18 protein-coding genes and 2 rRNA genes are annotated in these 18,826 nt (G+C 35.1%); 17 read left to right on the top strand and 3 right to left on the bottom strand.

The features are described from left to right. Both BKP45_RS09060 and rrf read left to right on the top strand, forming a co-directional pair. Nucleotides 1–402: ribosomal RNA gene (locus tag BKP45_RS09060) — 23S ribosomal RNA — on the top strand; the annotation flags it as partial. Between the two features lie 81 nt (nucleotides 403–483). After that, nucleotides 484–599: ribosomal RNA gene (rrf, locus tag BKP45_RS09055) — 5S ribosomal RNA — on the top strand. A 755-nt stretch (nucleotides 600–1,354) separates the two neighbouring features. On the opposite strand, the gene BKP45_RS09050 is transcribed toward rrf, so the two are convergent. Continuing rightward, complete coding sequence (locus tag BKP45_RS09050; protein WP_071389398.1) at nucleotides 1,355–1,549, bottom strand: sigma factor G inhibitor Gin; 195 nt, start codon at nucleotides 1,547–1,549, stop codon at nucleotides 1,355–1,357. A 227-nt stretch (nucleotides 1,550–1,776) separates the two neighbouring features. On the opposite strand from BKP45_RS09050, the gene BKP45_RS09045 reads away from it, so the two are divergent. From BKP45_RS09045 to rsmI, 9 genes are all read left to right on the top strand, one after another. Further along, the gene (locus BKP45_RS09045; RefSeq protein WP_071389397.1) at nucleotides 1,777–3,207 is read left to right on the top strand and encodes an aminotransferase class I/II-fold pyridoxal phosphate-dependent enzyme; all 1,431 of its coding nucleotides are present in this window, start codon (nucleotides 1,777–1,779) and stop codon (nucleotides 3,205–3,207) included. A gap of 16 nt (nucleotides 3,208–3,223) precedes the next feature. Beyond that, nucleotides 3,224–3,859, top strand: coding sequence for a dTMP kinase (gene tmk / locus BKP45_RS09040; protein WP_211272960.1), 636 nt, complete (start codon nucleotides 3,224–3,226; stop codon nucleotides 3,857–3,859). Between the two features lie 407 nt (nucleotides 3,860–4,266). Continuing rightward, nucleotides 4,267–4,596: a cyclic-di-AMP receptor gene (locus BKP45_RS09035; protein ID WP_071389395.1), complete on the top strand. Its 330-nt coding sequence runs from the start codon at nucleotides 4,267–4,269 to the stop codon at nucleotides 4,594–4,596. A gap of 12 nt (nucleotides 4,597–4,608) precedes the next feature. Beyond that, complete coding sequence (gene holB / locus BKP45_RS09030; protein WP_071389394.1) at nucleotides 4,609–5,595, top strand: DNA polymerase III subunit delta'; 987 nt, start codon at nucleotides 4,609–4,611, stop codon at nucleotides 5,593–5,595. A 6-nt stretch (nucleotides 5,596–5,601) separates the two neighbouring features. Then, nucleotides 5,602–6,435, top strand: a complete 834-nt coding sequence (locus tag BKP45_RS09025; protein WP_071389393.1) for a PSP1 domain-containing protein — start codon at nucleotides 5,602–5,604, stop codon at nucleotides 6,433–6,435. Between the two features lie 7 nt (nucleotides 6,436–6,442). Beyond that, entirely contained in the window at nucleotides 6,443–6,796 is a 354-nt protein-coding gene (yabA, locus tag BKP45_RS09020; RefSeq protein WP_071308291.1) for a DNA replication initiation control protein YabA, read from the top strand. 185 nt (nucleotides 6,797–6,981) lie between these two features. Continuing rightward, nucleotides 6,982–7,719: a tRNA1(Val) (adenine(37)-N6)-methyltransferase gene (locus BKP45_RS09015; protein WP_071389392.1), complete on the top strand. Its 738-nt coding sequence runs from the start codon at nucleotides 6,982–6,984 to the stop codon at nucleotides 7,717–7,719. A gap of 29 nt (nucleotides 7,720–7,748) precedes the next feature. Then, nucleotides 7,749–8,030 (top strand): GIY-YIG nuclease family protein, encoded by a 282-nt coding sequence (locus BKP45_RS09010; protein WP_071389391.1) that lies wholly within the window; start codon nucleotides 7,749–7,751, stop codon nucleotides 8,028–8,030. Continuing rightward, nucleotides 8,005–8,865, top strand: coding sequence for a 16S rRNA (cytidine(1402)-2'-O)-methyltransferase (gene rsmI, locus BKP45_RS09005; RefSeq protein ID WP_071389390.1), 861 nt, complete (start codon nucleotides 8,005–8,007; stop codon nucleotides 8,863–8,865). The genes BKP45_RS09010 and rsmI overlap by 26 nt, the downstream gene beginning before the upstream one ends. A gap of 201 nt (nucleotides 8,866–9,066) precedes the next feature. Here rsmI and BKP45_RS09000 read toward each other — a convergent pair whose 3' ends face one another. Next, nucleotides 9,067–9,354: an AbrB/MazE/SpoVT family DNA-binding domain-containing protein gene (locus BKP45_RS09000; RefSeq protein ID WP_071389389.1), complete on the bottom strand. Its 288-nt coding sequence runs from the start codon at nucleotides 9,352–9,354 to the stop codon at nucleotides 9,067–9,069. A gap of 886 nt (nucleotides 9,355–10,240) precedes the next feature. On the opposite strand from BKP45_RS09000, the gene metG reads away from it, so the two are divergent. The 6 genes from metG to yabG all read left to right on the top strand — a co-directional run bounded on the left by metG (nucleotide 10,241) and on the right by yabG (nucleotide 17,489). Then, nucleotides 10,241–12,190 (top strand): methionine--tRNA ligase, encoded by a 1,950-nt coding sequence (gene metG / locus BKP45_RS08995; RefSeq protein WP_071389388.1) that lies wholly within the window; start codon nucleotides 10,241–10,243, stop codon nucleotides 12,188–12,190. A gap of 113 nt (nucleotides 12,191–12,303) precedes the next feature. Then, nucleotides 12,304–13,071, top strand: coding sequence for a TatD family hydrolase (locus BKP45_RS08990; RefSeq protein ID WP_071389387.1), 768 nt, complete (start codon nucleotides 12,304–12,306; stop codon nucleotides 13,069–13,071). A gap of 230 nt (nucleotides 13,072–13,301) precedes the next feature. Next, nucleotides 13,302–14,531, top strand: a complete 1,230-nt coding sequence (locus tag BKP45_RS08985) for a G5 and 3D domain-containing protein (RefSeq protein ID WP_071389386.1) — start codon at nucleotides 13,302–13,304, stop codon at nucleotides 14,529–14,531. Between the two features lie 239 nt (nucleotides 14,532–14,770). Continuing rightward, nucleotides 14,771–15,331, top strand: a complete 561-nt coding sequence (gene rnmV, locus BKP45_RS08980) for a ribonuclease M5 (RefSeq protein ID WP_071389385.1) — start codon at nucleotides 14,771–14,773, stop codon at nucleotides 15,329–15,331. Then, entirely contained in the window at nucleotides 15,324–16,199 is an 876-nt protein-coding gene (gene rsmA, locus BKP45_RS08975) for a 16S rRNA (adenine(1518)-N(6)/adenine(1519)-N(6))-dimethyltransferase RsmA (protein WP_071389384.1), read from the top strand. Before rnmV ends, rsmA begins: the two co-directional genes overlap by 8 nt. Nucleotides 16,200–16,595: 396 nt before the next feature. Beyond that, the gene (yabG, locus tag BKP45_RS08970; RefSeq protein WP_071389383.1) at nucleotides 16,596–17,489 is read left to right on the top strand and encodes a sporulation peptidase YabG; all 894 of its coding nucleotides are present in this window, start codon (nucleotides 16,596–16,598) and stop codon (nucleotides 17,487–17,489) included. Nucleotides 17,490–17,607: 118 nt separating this feature from the next. Here the strand turns inward: yabG and ald are convergent, their stop codons facing one another. Then, on the bottom strand, nucleotides 17,608–18,738 hold the full coding sequence (gene ald, locus BKP45_RS08965; protein WP_071389382.1) for an alanine dehydrogenase: 1,131 nt from the start codon (nucleotides 18,736–18,738) through the stop codon (nucleotides 17,608–17,610). Nucleotides 18,739–18,826 lie beyond the last annotated feature (88 nt).

Here is an 18,826-nt window from a genome sequence, read left to right as displayed (position 1 = left end):
GGTCCCTATCCGTCGCGGGCGTAGGAAATTTGAGAGGAGCTGTCCTTAGTACGAGAGGACCGGGATGGACATACCGCTGGTGTACCAGTTGTTCCGCCAGGAGCATAGCGTCCCTATCCGTCGCGGGCGTAGGAAATTTGAGAGGAGCTGTCCTTAGTACGAGAGGACCGGGATGGACATACCGCTGGTGTACCAGTTGTTCCGCCAGGAGCATAGCTGGGTAGCTACGTATGGAAGGGATAAGTGCTGAAAGCATCTAAGCATGAAGCCCCCCTCAAGATGAGATTTCCCTTGGAGTTAATCCAGTAAGACCCCTTAGAGATGATGAGGTTGATAGGTCTCGGGTGGAAGCACGGTGACGTGTGGAGCTGAGAGATACTAATCGGTCGAGGACTTATCCTAAAATAAGAATTGAATTCACACTCAAGAAACTTATATGTATGTTATCTAGTTTTCAGAGAATGATCTCTGAATTAAATAATATCTAGTGGCGATAGCGAAGAGGTCACACTCGTTCCCATGCCGAACACGATCGTTAAGCTCTTTTGCGCCGATGGTAGTTAGGGGCTTCCCCTTGTGAGAGTAGGACGTTGCTAGGTAAAATGAAAAACACATTCCGATGGGATGTGTTTTTTTGTGTTTTCGGAAATTGAGTATTTGCGTTAAGTGGTGCTGCATCTGCGTCTGCTAGTATCGCTTTGAAGTAAGTTTCCTCGATGCAAAGCAGCACGTAGTAAATTCAAAGAAGCAACTCATGAAGTGATTGAAATTAGTAGCTTTTCTGCGTCTACAAGCATCGCTTCGTGGTAGGCTTCCTCGAAGCAAAGCTGCATGTAGATTAGTCAATGGAGTAATAACAAGCTGTGATTGAAGTCAGTAGCTTTTCTGCGTCTTCTAGTATCGCTTTGAAGTAGGGTTCCTCGATGCAAAGCAGCATGTAGTAAATTCAGAGAAGTAATTCATGAAGTAATTGAAGTCTGTAGTTTTTCTGCGTCTACAAGCATCGCTTCGTAGTAGGCTTCCTCGATGCAAAGCTGCAGGATGCATATGCTAAAGAAATAATTCATGAAGGCCAATGCAAGGCTGCTGCATAACAAGCTTTAATTTTAACTTAGGGAAATAGCATTAGTAGAACATATATTTAATAAGGAAATGTTTATATAAATAAAGGTACGTACGTTACTGAATTTAATGAAGTAGGATAAAAATGGTAACGTAAGTCCCTGAAATGTGCTTGAACTAATTTAATATCAGCTAAATAGATCCATGCTTTTGTTTAATTATCAACTAGTAATCGCTGTTAGTGTCATTCTGAAAAATATCAAAAAAAATAGACCCTTTGAGTAAGAGCCTTCTAAGAGATATTTAACAATGAGTGCTTTAATTTTTTTAATTTTTGTAAGTAGTACCTGTAAAATTCGTCACTTACATCAGAATTTACAATTTCACGTTCACAGTTTTCACAAATATAAATATCACAAATATGAATTCCATTCTCATTATTTTGTTCACATACGGAACACTTTTCTACGCATTGTTTTTCTTTCATTATTTGTGTTCACCTCCATAGTCCAATCATTTCCAATGAAAGGTAAACTATACATAAAAAATTCTGATTTTTTTTAAAATAGTAACTCTTTTAATTATATGCATGAAATCACCATATTGTGTATGTCTTCATTAATGTAACAATGATTTTTATCATTAAAGTCAGAAATTCGTTATAATAGGTGAAGTGATAATTAAACATTACTATATAAAAGGAATTGAATACGTATGGATCAAAAAAGGATACCTCTTTTCGAAGCTCTATTAGCACATAGAAAACGTGAGCCACATTCTTTTCACGTCCCTGGACATAAAAATGGTGCAGTATTTTCAGAATATGGTGCAGAATTATACCGTCATTTATTATCAATAGATGTAACAGAACTAACTGGCTTAGATGACTTACACAATCCTACAGGAGTAATCAAACAAGCCGAGAATTTAGCTGCAGATTGGTATCGATCAAAACAATGTTTTTTTCTTGTAGGTGGTTCAACTGTAGGGAATTTAGCAATGATTATGGCAACATGTAAAGCGGGTGAGACAGTTCTTGTTCAAAGAAACAGTCATAAATCAATTTTAAATGGGCTAAGATTAGCAAAAGTTCATCCTATTTTTTTACAGCCTGAATTTGACGAAATTGCTCAAATACCTGCAAATTTGGAAGAGGCTTTTGTCTTAGATACAATTAATAAATACCCATATGCAAAAGCATTGATCATTACTAATCCAAACTACTATGGATATTCAATGTCATTAGAAAGTATTATTAAGGAAGCACATAAACATAAGATGGTGGTATTAGTTGATGAGGCACACGGGGCTCATTTCAGTCATCCTTCTAATTTTTTTCCGAAATCAGCTCTTGAATATGGAGCAGACATTGTTGTTCAGTCAGCTCATAAAACATTACCAGCAATGACAATGTGTTCGTATTTACATTATAATAGCTCTCTCATAAGTTTAAAGAAACTTACTTATTATTTACAATTGTTACAATCGAGTAGTCCATCTTACCCCTTGATGGCCTCTCTTGACTTAGCTAGGCACTTCCTAGCATCTATATCAGAAAAAGATATAGAAAAGACAATCTTTGATATAAAAACTTTTAAAGATGATATTAATAAAATTCCGCAGTTAAAAGTTATTAAAAATAAGTTATATAAGATTGATCCTTTAAAGGTGACGATACAATCATGCTGCAAACTTAGTGGTTATGAATTACAACAACTTCTAGAAGAAGAAGGAATTTATACTGAATTAGCAGATCGAAATAATATATTAATGGTCATGCCTTTACTGAATACAATAAATCTTCGCAGAATAGGAGAAATAATAAAATATAAATTAAAAGATTATGGTGTTATAGAGCGTTCAACAGTAACTCACCGTTTATTTGAAAAAAAGTGCACAAGCTTAGCCCTTTCGTATGAAGATATCGAAGAAATAGAGGAAGAAGTTGTACCTTTAACAAAGTCAGTAGGGCGAATTATTTCTGAGGAAATTACGCCATATCCTCCAGGGGTACCTCTGTTAGTAACTGGAGAACAAATTGAAATGGAGCATATTAAGTACCTGTATGAACTAAAAAAAGTAGGGGCTTATCTTCAAGGAGAAGACATACATAAGGTAGGAGTTAAAGTTTTAAAAAAACCATAAAGTGAGGAGACATATGATGACTGAAAAATTTATTACTTTTGAAGGCGGCGAAGGGGCTGGGAAGACTTCTGTAATTCAAGAACTATCTACCTACTTTGATCAAAAAGGTTACCAATTTATTACTACTAGAGAACCAGGTGGAATAGATATAGCTGAAAATATTCGTGAAATTATACTAGATACAAGGAATACTGCAATGGATGGCAGAACTGAAGCATTATTGTATGCTGCTGCTAGAAGGCAACATCTCGTAGAAAGGGTTATACCTGAGTTGAGGGCAGGTAAAATTGTTCTGTGTGACCGGTTCTTAGATAGTAGCTTAGTTTATCAAGGAATGGCTAGAGGTATTGGTTTAGAGGAAGTTTATGCGATAAACTCTTTTGCCATTGAAAATTGTATGCCAAAACTAACCATTTATTTTGATATTGAACCAGAAAAGGGGTTAGCAAGGATAGCAAATAATACAAGTCGAGAAATTAACCGTTTAGATCAAGAGAATATAGAGTTTCATTATGAAGTTCGTGAAGGTTACTTAAAATTATTGAGGATGTATCCTGAAAGAATAGTCTTGGTTAATGCAGACAAGACTTTAGAAGAAGTCGTAGCTGAAACAAAAAGAATCGTAGAAAATTTTTTGGAAATGAATGAATAACTTCGATATATTAAAGAGTTACTAAGATAATGAATTTCTTATACATTATTTTTTTACTAAGGAACTAAATCTAGTTACGTGCCGCGCTTTTAGTAATTATGACATTCATTCAAATATAAAGGATGGTATACTTAGTAGTTTCATGAATTTAACCGCTTATGTTAAGCTGTATTATGAAAACTAGTACGAAAAGTAAGGTCTATATTTTGAAATTTATGAAGAGAACTCAAAAAAATCGACCACTTTGAAGGATTTTTCCTATTAAAAATCGTATATTATCTTAACAAATTTTCTATAATGGTCGTCTAAAGAGAAGTTCTGTTATAATAGGGAGAAATAATATAAGCTTTTGATTTACATGTGATTTTTATAATATCAAAGGTAGCTTTCTTAAGGAGGTTTGAATAATGAAACTTGTTGTTGCAGTTATTCAAGACAAAGATAGTAGCAACCTAGCCAGTTCCTTAGTCGCTGCAAATTTTAAAGCGACAAAGCTTGCTAGTACTGGTGGTTTCTTAAAAGCAGGAAATACTACCTTTATTATTGGTACAGAAGATGAACGCGTCGAAGATGTGTTAGAAATTATTAAAGATAGTTGCAAAAATCGAGACCAATTAGTAGCTCCAGTTTCTCCAATGGGTGGAAATGCTGATACATATATTCCTTATCCAGTGAATGTAAAAGTTGGTGGTGCTACTGTTTTTGTACTGCCAGTAGATCAGTTTGAAAAATTTTAGGTGTGGTAAACAATGACTTGGAATGAATTAAAAGAAACACAAGAAAAAATCGTGAAAATTATTACAAATAGTATTCGAAAACAACGCCTTGCTCACGCCTATTTATTTGAAGGAGCAAAAGGGACTGGTAAAAGAAAGGTAGCTCTTCAATTAGCAAAAACATTTTTTTGTGATGAAAAAGAAGGTGTAGAAGCTTGTGGGACATGTTCTGATTGTAAACGAATCGAATCAGGAAATCACCCTGATGTTCATATCATACAACCAGATGGACAAACAATAAAAATAGACCAAATACGTAACTTGAAAAAAGAATTTTCTTACCGCGGGATGGAATCTATTCGTAAGTTTTATATTATTGAAGATGCCGAAAAAATGACGATAAGTGCGGCTAATGGTTTATTGAAATTTCTTGAAGAACCAGATGGACAATCAATTGCTGTATTAACAACAACAGAAGTACATCGAATCTTAAGCACAATTTTATCGAGAACACAAATCCTCTCCTTTACACCACTAACACCATTAAAATTAATGGAAACCCTTGAAAAAAATGGTGTTACAAGGCCAATTACAAGGCTTTTAGGTCAGCTAACAAATGATATTGAGGAAGCTTACCAGCTTTACCATGATGATTGGATTGTACAAGCTCGATCCATAATGATACAATTAGTAGAAGAAGTGTCTGCAAGACCGCATCAGGTTTTGCTCACTTTACAAGAAAATTGGTTTCCCCACTTTAAGGAGAAAAACCAATTAAATTTAGGGTTAGATCTACTATTACTTTGGTATCGGGATGTATTACGTACCTTAATAGCAACTGAAGATCAACTCATATTTGTTGATCATACCGATAAATTAGAACGACAAGCTTTAAATAGCTCCCAGCGAAAAGTTAGCCAGCAAATGGCTGCTATTTTAGAAGCGAAGAGACGTCTAAGTGCAAATGTAAATCCTCAACTACTGATGGAACAATTAATGATGAGGTTACAGGAGGGATAGTGTATAGTGCATCAAGTAGTAGGTGTCAGATTTAAAAAAGCGGGAAAAATATATTATTTCTCCCCTGAAGATATAGACGTACAAAAAGGTGAGCTAGTAATCGTTGAAACTGCTAGAGGCATTGAGTACGGAAAAGTCGTCATTGGTAAGAAAATTGTTGACGATCAAGATGTAGTTTTCCCTCTTAAAAAAGTAGTTCGTATCGCAAATGAAAAAGATAAAACTACAGTAGAAGAAAATAAAGTAGCGGCTAAAGAAGCTTTTACAGTATGCTTAGAGAAAATCGAAGAGCATACTTTAGATATGAAGTTAGTCGATGTTGAATATACATTTGATCGCAATAAGGTATTATTCTATTTCACAGCAGACGGTCGTATAGACTTTAGAGAGCTTGTTAAAGACTTAGCAGCAATATTTAGGACAAGAATTGAACTTAGACAAATTGGTGTACGTGATGAAGCAAAGATGCTAGGTGGAATTGGTCCTTGTGGAAGGGTTTTATGTTGTTCATCTTTTCTAGGTGATTTTGAACCGGTGTCAATTAAGATGGCTAAAGATCAAAGTTTGTCTTTAAATCCAACAAAAATATCAGGTCTTTGTGGCAGATTAATGTGTTGTTTAAAGTATGAAAATGACAACTATGAAAATGCTAAGCAAGAACTTCCGGATATCGGTAAAACAATCCAAACTGTCCATGGAAAAGGTCGGGTCATTGGTCTAAATATTTTGGAACAATTGGTGCAAGTTGAGCTGGTTGATGAGCGAATTATGGAATATACAATCGACGAGCTGATGAATAATGGAGCAATAACTACTCATACCACAAATATTGAGGTGTAAAGCTAACGTGGATAAAAAAGAGGTCTTTTCGCGAGTAAGTCTTATGGAAGAAAAGATAGGTGGCCTTTACCGTGAACTAGGGGAGTTGAAAGAACATTTAGCACTCCTATTAGAGGAAAATCAGCATCTTAAGATTGAAAACGACCATCTACGTTCTCGGATTGAAGTAAAAACGGAACAGAAACCAAAAAAGCAACTAAAAGAAGTAAAAGAAAAAAATGAAAAGGTCGATATAGGTGAAGGATATGATAATCTAGCTCGACTTTATCAAGAAGGATTTCACATTTGTAATCTTCATTACGGAAGTATTCGTAAAGAAGGAGACTGTCTCTTCTGTTTGTCGTTCTTAAATAAAAAGTAATGTGCATAGAGGTGGACTTTAAAGTCTGTCTCTTTTTTTGTGGGTAGAAACTATTGTCAAATTTACTAGCTTTTTCTCATATTAAAAATAAAGTATAATCTAGACGTAAAGACATGTCGACTGTTAGAAAATTAGCTTTTTTACCGTCTACAAGCTAAAGGAGTTATAAATGAGAGGATCCTATTATGGTTAAAATAGAGCATGATGAACGTATAGATTACTTACCAAACCAAAAATTAAAAATTATTCAAAGTCCCACTGTATTTTCCTTTTCTATGGATGCAGTCCTACTCGCAAAATTTTGCTATTTACCGATTCAAAAAGGAAAAGTTGTTGATTTGTGTAGTGGTAATGGAGTTATTCCATTACTAATAAGCGAAAGATCTAAAGCAAAAATTGTAGGAATTGAAATTCAAGATCGCCTATACGATATGGCTTTGCGAAATGTTAAGCTAAATAACTTAGAAGAACAAGTACATTTTTTTCATGAGGATATTAAAAGTGTGGTACCTAAACTTGAAAAAGGCCATTTTGATGTAGTAACTTGTAATCCACCATATTTTAAAACAGTTACTGAAAAAGAGTGGAATGAAAATAAACACTTTGCTATTGCTAGACACGAAATATATTGTAGCCTAGAAGATGTTATTCGGATAAGTAGTGATCTTGTAAAACAAAAAGGAAAAGTAGCACTCGTTCATCGGCCAGAACGTTTAATAGATATCATTTCTTTGATGCAAAAATATCAAATCGAACCAAAACGTATTCAGTTTATCCATCCCAAAAAAGAAAAAGAAGCAAATATTTTACTTATTGAAGGAATAAAGAATGGTAATTCAGGAGTAAAGATATTAGAGCCCATCCTTGTTTATAATAATGAAGGTACATATACAGAGCATTTTAAGGAGATATACTTCGGTTAATAAAAGTAAATAAGCTGGGGGAGAACGGCTTGAAGCATTTCGTATATATATTAGAGTGTGGAGATGGTACATATTACACTGGTTATTCAAATGATGTTCAAGCTCGCTTAAAAAAGCACTTACAAGGAAAAGGTGCAAAATACACACGTGGAAGAACTCCTTTAAGCCTTGTTTATGAAAAAGGGTTCGAAACGAAAGAAGAAGCGTTACAAGCTGAATATTCGATAAAGAAATTAACGAGGCAAAAAAAGGAACGTTTAATTAAAAAGGAGGGCTGCATGAATAATGAGGATTCAACAGAGTTTCCGTAATATTGAAGAAGGTGCACTATATTTAGTTCCTACGCCTATTGGAAATTTAGAAGATATAACGTACCGGGCATTGACTATTTTAAAGGAAGTCGATGTAATAGCCGCGGAGGATACAAGACAAACAAAAAAATTATGTAACCACTTTGAAATTCCAACAAAATTAGTTAGTTACCATGAGCACAATAAGGAAACGAGTGGGAATAAATTATTAGAAGAAATAAAAACAGGAAAAAAAGTGGCGTTAGTTAGTGATGCAGGGATGCCGGCAATTTCTGACCCTGGTTACGAGCTAGTTGTCAGTTGTATAGAAGAAGAAATAGCAGTAATACCATTACCAGGTGCAAATGCGGCATTGCCAGCACTAGTAGCCTCAGGACTACCAACAGAACGTTTTTTCTTTTATGGTTTTTTACATAGACAAAAAAAAGAGAAAAAGAAACAGCTTGAGGAAATTACAACAGTAAAAAATCCGATTATCTTTTATGAATCTCCCCACCGTTTGAAAGAAACGTTACAAATACTATTGGACCAACTTGGTGATAGGAAGATATCAGTGTGTCGCGAGCTTACAAAAAAATTCGAGGAATTTCTTCGAGGTCAAATAAGTGAAGTCATTGAATTTTATGAACAGGAGGATCCAAGAGGAGAATACTGTTTAGTTGTTGAAGGTTCTGTTGAAGAATATAATGAAAATGAGTGGTGGTCGGAGCTTACTATTATTCAACATATTGATCATTATATTGCATTAAAGCTTTCTTCAAAAGAAGCAATAAAGCAAGTTGCAAAAGATCGCGGATTACAAAAGAGAGAAGTTTATCAATTATATCATAAATAAGATAGAAGATTTTTCAAAGAAAAAAAGGCTGACAATTGTCAGCCTTTTTGGTATATGTCGTTTGATCCACTGACGTGGTGATGATTAATCGCCCTATATTTTTTACTGATATAAGTGCTATTTCTTCGATCTGGTTAAAACAATTACTTACTATCCAAAAGTATTATGATATAATCAAATATAAAGCGCTTTCGCTAATAACTATTTAGTTGTATTAGCAACGTAGTTCTGAAGCTCTGCAATAATTTCCTTTGCGCCATTTGGACTTAAGATAATTTTTCCACCAGCAAGTGATAGATTCTCATCGTTAACTTCACCAGTTACTTGGCAAGTCATATTTGGTTTATATTTCTTTAAAATAATTCTATCGCTGTCAACATAGATTTCTAAAGCATCTTTTTCTGCAATATCAAGTGTACGGCGAAGTTCGATTGGAATAACCACACGACCTAACTCATCAACTTTACGAACAATTCCTGTAGATTTCATAAATTTACCTCCCAAAAAAAATTATCCTTTATTTATCGTCTAATTCTTCAAAATTCGACATTTTTCTCTGTAAACTAAGAATACCAGTGTTTCCAAAAGAAGTCAATTAATTTATTCAAATTTTTACAAGTTTTGTAGATTTTTTTAATCTCGACTAATGGTAAAGTATTGGTTTAACAATATTTTATCCAAAAAACTTTTGGTTTAAAAGTAAATTTTTGAAAGCAAATACGAATATGTTTTTTACATTATTTTGATGATCTTTAAGGAATCACCAATTGTTATTTCGACAAAATACTACTATCGATGATATGCGTTCGACATTTTCAACAAACCTGTTTTATGCAGGCAGGTTTTTTCATTGTTTTTTTTGGGTAAACTTGACAATGGTACAGTTGTTTAGGTATATTTTTGCCAGGGGAACTGTAGTATTTTTAAAACGTAAAGATAACCCAAAAAATTCATACGCTTCCATTGAAAAGATAAGTAAAAAGGAAGTCCTATTTGGAAACTTAAAGAACCTATGCTTTCGCTAACATATCCATGCGAGCACTGAGTTCTTAGTCGATGCAGAGAGCCAGGGGAGCTGAAAACTGGTATAGGATGAACTTTTGAAAATGGTCTTGGAGGATTTGTCTTCGAGTTGTTAATCAATAAGGGGACAACGCATACTTGGCGTTATTAAAGTATAGTTACTATTGTAGCTAGTCGTTAAAGAAATTTTTATGTGAGAATAACGATTTGGAACTTTTCTTAAGTAGTAACTTTTTGAGCCTTGTTTTCGTAAGAAGCAAGGGAAATTGGGTGGTAACACGTGAGAAAACTAACTCTCGTCCCTTTATAAGGGCGGGGGTTTTTTATATTTTTTTAGGAGGTAAATCAAATAATGTCGAAGAAAACATTCTATCTTACAACACCAATTTATTACCCGAGTGATAAGTTGCATATTGGTCATGCTTATACAACAGTTGCGGGTGATGCTATGGCAAGGTATAAACGTTTACGTGGCTATGACGTTATGTTTTTAACTGGAACTGATGAACATGGACAAAAAATTGAACGAAAAGCTGAGGAGAAGGGTGTTAGTCCTCAACAGTTCGTTGATACGATTGTTAATGGTATTCAAGATTTATGGGAAAAGCTTGATATCTCTTACGATGATTTTATTCGTACAACTGAATCTAGGCATAAAAAGATTGTTCAACAAATTTTTGATCAGTTAGTGAAACAAGGGGATATCTATTTAGATGAATATGAAGGGTTATACTGTACCCCTTGTGAGTCTTTTTACACAGAAAGGCAATTAAAGGAAGGTAACTGTCCGGATTGTAACCGACCTGTTGAAAAAGTAAGAGAAAAATCTTATTTCTTTAAAATGAGTAAATATGCAGATAGGTTATTAAAATATTACGAGGAAAATCCTCAATTTATCCAACCAGAATCAAGAAAGAACGAAATGATTAATAATTTCATTAAACCAGGATTAGAAGATCTTGCTGTTTCTCGAACGTCATTTGAGTGGGGAATAAAAGTTCCGAATGATCCAGAACATGTTGTTTATGTATGGATTGATGCTTTATCAAACTACATTACAGCTTTAGGGTATGGATCTGAAAATCAAGAGAAGTATGAAAAATATTGGCCGGCAGATGTTCATTTAGTAGGTAAAGAAATTGTTCGATTCCATACAATATATTGGCCAATTATGTTGATGGCTTTAGATCTACCTTTGCCGAAAAAAGTTTTTGGTCACGGATGGCTCTTAATGAAGGATGGAAAAATGTCGAAATCCAAGGGTAATGTCGTTGATCCAGTACCATTGATTGACCGCTACGGTTTAGATGCATTACGTTACTACTTACTTCGTGAAGTTCCTTTCGGTTCTGATGGGGTTTTTACTCCTGAGAGTTTTGTCGAAAGAGTAAACTTTGATTTAGCAAATGATTTAGGAAACCTACTAAATCGTACGATAGCAATGGTCCATAAATATTTTGATGGAGAAATTCCAGAATACGTGAAAGATACTACTGAATTTGATGCAAGTCTTGTACAACTTGTTGAAGAAACAAAAGTTAAAGTCGAAGAAGCAATGGAAGATATGGAGTTTTCCGTAGCATTATCAGCGATTTGGCAGCTTGTTAGCAGAACTAATAAATATATTGATGAAACACAGCCGTGGGTATTGGCAAAATCAGAAGAAAATCGTAAAGAATTAGGGTCTGTTCTTTACCATTTAGCCGAAGCATTGCGTCATACTTCTATATTAATACAGCCATTTATGACAACTACTCCAAAGAAAATTTGGGATCAATTATCTATTACTGAAGATCAAACGAAATGGGATAGTATGAATGAATTTGGTGTACTTCATTCAGGGGTGAAAGTGGCGAAAGCAGAACCGATCTTTCCTAGGTTAGATGTTGCTGAAGAAGTCGCTAAAATCGTTGAAATGATGGAAGGACCTTCGCAAAAGCCTGTAGTTGAGGAGCCTCAAGTAGAAGCACCTGAGGTTGATGAAATTACAATTGATGATTTCTTCAAGGTTGATTTAAGAGTTGCCCAAGTTTTAAAAGCAGAGCCAGTAAAAAAGGCAAATAAGCTTTTGAAAATTCAATTAGATCTAGGTTATGAACAACGTCAAGTTGTTTCAGGGATAGCCGAATATTATAAGCCTGAGGAGCTAGTTGGGAAGAAAGTGATTTGTGTGACAAATTTAAAGCCGATTAAGCTCAGAGGAGAATTATCACAGGGGATGATTTTAGCAGCTTCCCACGGTGGAAAATTAACATTAGCGACAATAGAACAATCACTACCAAATGGTTCACAAGTTAAGTAAATAAAGTTTTTAGAATGTAGAATGTCGAATTACCGGTCTATACTCTATGTATAACTGAAATATTCGACATTCTACATTTTCAGTTTTTAATAATTAAGTGGGGGTTTTTATCGATGTTATTCGACACGCATGCTCATTTAAATGCGGATCAGTTTGAGGAAGATGTTGAAGAAGTAATTGAGAGGGCGCAAAAGCAAGGTGTATCCAACATTGTTGTTGTCGGCTTTGATGAAAAGACAATCAAGGGGGCGCTTGAAATTGCTGAAAAGTATGAATTTATTTATGCGGCAGTTGGTTGGCATCCAGTCGATGCTATTGATATGACAGATGACCATTTAATTTGGTTTGAAGAATTAGCAAGTCATCCGAAAGTTGTTGCATTAGGGGAAATGGGTCTCGATTATTATTGGGATAAATCTCCTAAAGAAATACAACAGGAAGTATTTCGTAAGCAAATTCATCTTGCAAAAAAAGTGAGGCTTCCTATTATCATTCATAATAGGGATGCGCATGAAGACATTGTAAAAATTTTAAAAGAAGAGAACGCTAATGAAGTTGGGGGTATTATGCATTGCTTTGGTAGTAGTTTAGAAATTGCCAAACAGTGCCTTGATATGAATTTTTATATTTCCTTTGGTGGTCCTGTTACGTTTAAGAATGCTAAACGACCGAAAGAAGTAGCCAAGGAAATTCCCCTAGATCGTTTATTAATTGAAACGGATTGTCCTTATTTAGCTCCACACCCTTTTAGAGGAAAAAGAAATGAACCAAGCTATGTTACATTAGTAGCACAGGCAATTGCTGAACTAAAAGAAATAACTTATGAAGAAGTTATCGAAAAGACAAATGAAAATGCAAAGAGAGTTTTTTCCATAAAGTGATATCGAATTTAGTCAATTTATGCGTAATCATGTCTATCAAAACCTAGCTTCTTTTTTGTTCTACACGAAGGAGACCGCACATATGCTAGTCTTGTCGAAAGGTTTTTGTTCCTTTTTTTTCTTTTTTTATGGATAATTCAACATATGACAATTAAGGGAGGGATTTATTGCCATTGACAATACTGTTGTAACTCTATATAATTCGGTCCGTAGAGAGGGGAGTTTTTAACATGACAGCAAGCATGAAAAAACTTTTTTCCGTTGCTACATCTGGAAAAGGGTTAATCATGTCCATCGTTAGTATGATATTACTAGTTGGTGTTATTAGTTTCTCGGTACACGAGTTTACGAAAAACACGGTTACTCTAGTAATAGACGGGGAAGAAAGATCCCTGAAAACTCATGCCAAAACTGTAGATGAACTAATGTTGGAAAATGAAATTTTAGTAGGAGAACATGATTACATTGAACCGTCGTTAGAGACTGAGTTAACCAACGATGTCAATGTTGTTTGGATTCCTGCAGTGCTAGTCCATTTTACAAACAATGGTGAAAAAACACCGATATGGACCACATCGAGTACGGTAAAAGATTTGTTTAACGAATTAAATATAGACATTGGCAGTCATGATAGGGTAGAGCCAAGTCTAGAAAAAGCTCTTGTTGAAGATATGCAAATTAATTATGAGTCCGCTTTTACTGTCACGCTAAATAGTGACGGTGAGGAAATAGAAGTATGGACGACTTCGACAACTGTCGCTGATTTTTTAGAAGCAGAACAGGTCATTCTAGGAGAGCTTGATAGAGTAGAGCCAGAGCAAGAAGAAATTGTAAAAGCTAATACCGAAATCAATGTCATCAGAGTAGAAAAGGTCACCGATGTTGTGGAAGAAGCAATAAACTTTGCCACTGTAACGAGAAATGACAACTCGATTACAAGAGGAAATGAGCGTGAAGTTCAAAGTGGTCAAAAAGGAAAAGTTGCAAAACATTATGAAGTTATTATCGAAAATGGAAAAGAAGTTTCGCGAGAGTTGATAAAAACTGAAACAATTCAAGATAGTCGTGATCGAATTGTAGCTGTCGGAACAAAACAAGTGACACAATCTGTTTCTCGTAGTAGCAGTCCTACTAGTACGAGTAGTGGGTCACAAGGAGACTGGGTTACATTTCAGTCGACAGCGTATACTGCCAATTGTGCCGGTTGTTCAGGAATTACTAGTACAGGGGTAAACCTAAAAGCGAATCCTAATAGTAACGTAGTTGCTGTTGATCCGAATGTAATTCCGTTAGGGTCAGTTGTTGAAATAAAACATAACGGAAGGTTATTAGGTCGATATAAAGCGGCGGACACAGGTGGTGCTATAGTTGGGCGGAAAATTGATATTTTTATGCCTAGCCAAAACTCTGCCATAAATTGGGGTCGTCGAAACGTACAAGTAAGAGTAGTAAATAATTAGATTTCTAATTAGGGGGTGACTATAAGTCATCCTCTTTCTTTATGGCCTTTCTTGTATCGTATATATAGACGCTATATACTATGAATTAGTTTCACTAATAAGAGAAAAATCACGAAAATTTTTTGAAGTGTTTTAAAGTGATGCATTAATGATTTTGTAATGGAGTTTTATAGCTTTATGTGACTCGATTATTGCGTTATGAAATTCACTTATTAAGTAAATGGGTAAATGGAGGCTATATGAAAATAAAAGAAATTATCGTCGTCGAAGGTAAGGATGATACTGTTGCCGTAAAAAACGCCGTAGATGCCGATACAATCGAAACAAGTGGTTCCGCCATAGGTAAGAAGGTTATTGAGCAAATTAAGCTTGCAAAGGACCGTAGAGGCGTTATTGTGCTAACAGACCCTGACTATCCAGGTGAAAGAATTAGAAAAATAATCAGTCAGCAGGTTCCTGGTTGTAAACATGCATTTTTGCCTAAAAAAGAAGCAATTTCAAAAAAGGGCAATAATCTTGGTGTGGAAAATGCTACAGCTGATGCAATTAGGTTAGCGCTGAAGGATGCTCAACAAGAGTCGGATGAATGGAGAGAACAAATTAGTTCAGATGATTTAATGGCCTTTGGGTTAATCGGTGGGAAAAATGCTAGAAAACGAAGAGAACGGCTAGGCGATCTTTTAAAAATTGGTTTTACTAATGGAAAACAGCTTTATAAACGACTACTTATGTTTAAAATAACAAAAGATGAATTTTCAGAAGCAATTCGTAAAGTGTTAAAGGAGGAAGAAAATGAGTAAGGATATAGCGACACCCAATAGAACGAAGGATATTTTAAAAAAGTATGGGTTTACTTTTAAGAAGAGTCTTGGTCAAAATTTTTTAATTGATACTAACATATTAAATAATATTGTTGATTGTGCAGATCTTAACAATGAATCAGGAGCAATAGAAATTGGCCCTGGTATCGGAGCTTTAACAGAGCAAATAGCGAAAAGATGTGAAAAGGTAGTTGCTTTTGAAATCGATCAACGATTATTACCGATTTTAAAAGAAACGCTTTCTGCGTACCCTCACGTTACGGTGGTTCATTCCGACGTGTTAGAGGCTGATATACATAAAGTTATACGTGAGAACTTTAAAGAAAATCAAGATTTAATGGTTGTAGCTAATCTACCGTATTACGTGACAACACCTATTCTGTTAAAGCTTCTTGAAGAAAAGTTGCCAATTCGTGGGATTGTTGTAATGATACAAAAAGAAGTTGCTGAGAGGATTGCTGCAAAACCAGGAACAAAAGATTATGGTTCATTATCAATTGCTGCACAATACTATGCAGAGGCACGAACAGAGATGATTGTTCCTAAAACAGTATTTGTACCTCAACCTAATGTTGATTCGGCTGTATTAAAACTTACATTAAGAACTGAACCCCCAGTGAAGCTTAAAGATGAGGGATTTTTCTTTAAACTTATTCGTGCAAGTTTTGCCCAACGTCGCAAAACGTTAATGAATAACCTTACTAACAATTTATATACAAAAAATGAAAGAGAAAAACTAGAAAAAGTTTTGCTAGAGTGTGATATTGACCCTACCAGAAGAGGAGAAACGTTAAGTATGGAAGAGTTTGCGTTGTTAGCAAATGCCCTCGCAGACATGGAAATATAAAAGTTGTAAATATTCGATAATGTTTCAGTGATGAAAAACAAGAATTTAGATAACCAGCAAAAAACGTACAGACTTTGTACGTTTTTTTATCGATGCTTTTTTTAACTGTTGCGAATTTTGGACAAATCTCAAGTGCTTTTATACTTTGATGGAGACCAGTTTTTATGATTAAAATCGTAAAAAATACTAACCGTGAAATACAATGAATTTCATAATACAGATTCAACGCCACTTATCTAGTTGAGTTAAATCGTTCTCAACTAGATGTAGCTTGATGTGGCTAATATATTGACATTATGAAATTCACTCAGATAACTTAAAAATTTTTTTAATTAGTACTTAGTGTCCGCACTGTTTTACACCTTCTCTCATAGGCTGTAGATGAGGAGGTGTGCTATGAAATTCAAAGTCGGCGATTTTGTTTTGAGAAAATCATATGATTATGATATATTATTCCGTATTTATCAAATAGATAATGACAAAACTGTCACAATTGTAGGCGAAGAAATGAGACTCATTGCAGACGCTCCAATAAATGACTTAGTTTTAGTCAATGAACAAGATAGAAAATTGAGAAATGAAGAAGAAAAGAAGAAACAAGAAAGTTGCTATCGGTTATTTAGACAAGATAGTCGTTTGCTAAGGCAAAAGAGCGAATATGTGATGACGGGTGGATATCGATCAAATAGTTCCTATTTTGAACTTCCTGGAAGGATTTTGCACATTGATGGAGATCCTGTTTATTTGAATAAGTGTACAGATTTGTATGAGAAACTAGGTGTCCCTATTTATGGTGTTCATATGGAAGAAAGAGAGATCCCTTTACAAATTACCTCTTTATTAGAAATGGTCCGACCGGATATCCTTGTGGTTACTGGTCATGACGCTTACATGCGTAGTAAAGGTGATCAAAATGAAATGAAAGCTTATAGAAATACGAAATATTTCGCAGAAGCTGTAAGAGAAGCTAGAAAATTTGAACCGCATATTGATCATTTGGTTATTTTTGCAGGCGCTTGTCAATCTTACTTTGAAACTTTAATAAGAGCTGGGGCTAATTTTGCGAGTTCTCCTGATCGAATAAACATTCATGCCTTAGATCCAGTATACATTGCAGCGAAAGTTAGTTTAACGTCGTTTATGGATAGTGTAAGTGTCTGGGAATTGTTAAGAAATACACTAACCGGAGAAAAAGGTTTAGGTGGTATTGAAACGAGAGGGCTTTTACGAAGAGGGATGCCAACTAAAAGTGATGAAGACATTAATAACGACAGAAAAATCGGGAAGTAAGTATTTTGACGAACACACTTTTTATCAAAGCCAAGCTATCGCTTGGCTTTATTTTACGTTAAGAATGATAATGAAAGTAAAAACATCTTAGTTGGTGCTAGCGCCAGTGTGTTACTAATTAAACTGTTTCAACAACTTTTTCTAATGCTTGATCAACACTTAGGTATTCATAACCTAAGTCTCTAGCAACAGCTTCATACGTAATGTGTCCAGCAGCAACGTTGACACCAAGTTTTAGGGCGTGGTTGTCAGTAACTGCCTTCACAACACCTTTGTTAGCAATTTGAAGTGCATAAGGAACTGTTACGTTTGTTAAAGCAATTGTTGACGTTCTTGGAACTGCTCCAGGCATGTTAGCAACAGCATAGTGAACAACACCGTGTCTATCGTATGTTGGGTTATCGTGCGTTGTAATATGGTCAATTGTTTCGAAGATACCACCTTGATCAATCGCAACGTCGACAATAACTGAACCTGGAGTCATCGTCTTAACCATTTCTTCTGTAACTAGTCGAGGAGCTTTTGCACCAGGGATTAATACAGCGCCAATTACTAAATCAGACTCGGCAACAGCTTGAGCAATATTTAAAGGATTTGACATTAATGTTTTAATGCTATTTCCGAAAATGTCATCTAATTGACGAAGGCGCTCTGGGCTTAAGTCAATAATTGTTACATCCGCACCAAGTCCAACAGCCATTTTTGCAGCGTTCGTTCCAACAACGCCACCACCGATGATAGTTACTTTACCACGGTTTACTCCTGGTACACCTGCAAGTAAAATTCCTTTTCCGGCATTTGATTTTTGTAAAAATTGAGCACCAATTTGGGTAGACATACGTCCTGCAACCTCACTCATTGGTGTAAGAAGTGGTAATGTACGATTTACTTCAACTGTTTCATAAGCGATCGCTGTTACACCTTTTTCAGTTAGCGCTTTAGCAAGTTCAGGCTCTGCTGCTAAGTGTAAATATGTGAAAAGGATTAAGCCTTCACGGAAGTAGCCATATTCAGAAGCTAATGGCTCTTTTACCTTCATTACAATTTCTGCAGACCAAGCATCAGCTGCAGTATCAACGATTTTTGCCCCGGCTTGGATATAATCTTCATTAGTGAAATTGCTTCCAATTCCAGCTGACGTTTCAATAATCACTTCATGACCTGCTTTAATCAATGTGTCTACACCAGCTGGAGTAATCGCAACACGATTTTCATTATTTTTAATTTCTTTAGGAATCCCTATTAACATGATAAAATCCTCCCTTTAGTAACAATCAATTTATTTGATAAGCAAAGTATAATTTTAAATTTTAATTTTTTCTTTGTTTAGAAATGAG

The sequence above is a fragment of the Anaerobacillus alkalidiazotrophicus genome (genome assembly GCF_001866055.1).
This window is presented reverse-complemented; position numbering and strand designations above follow the sequence as displayed.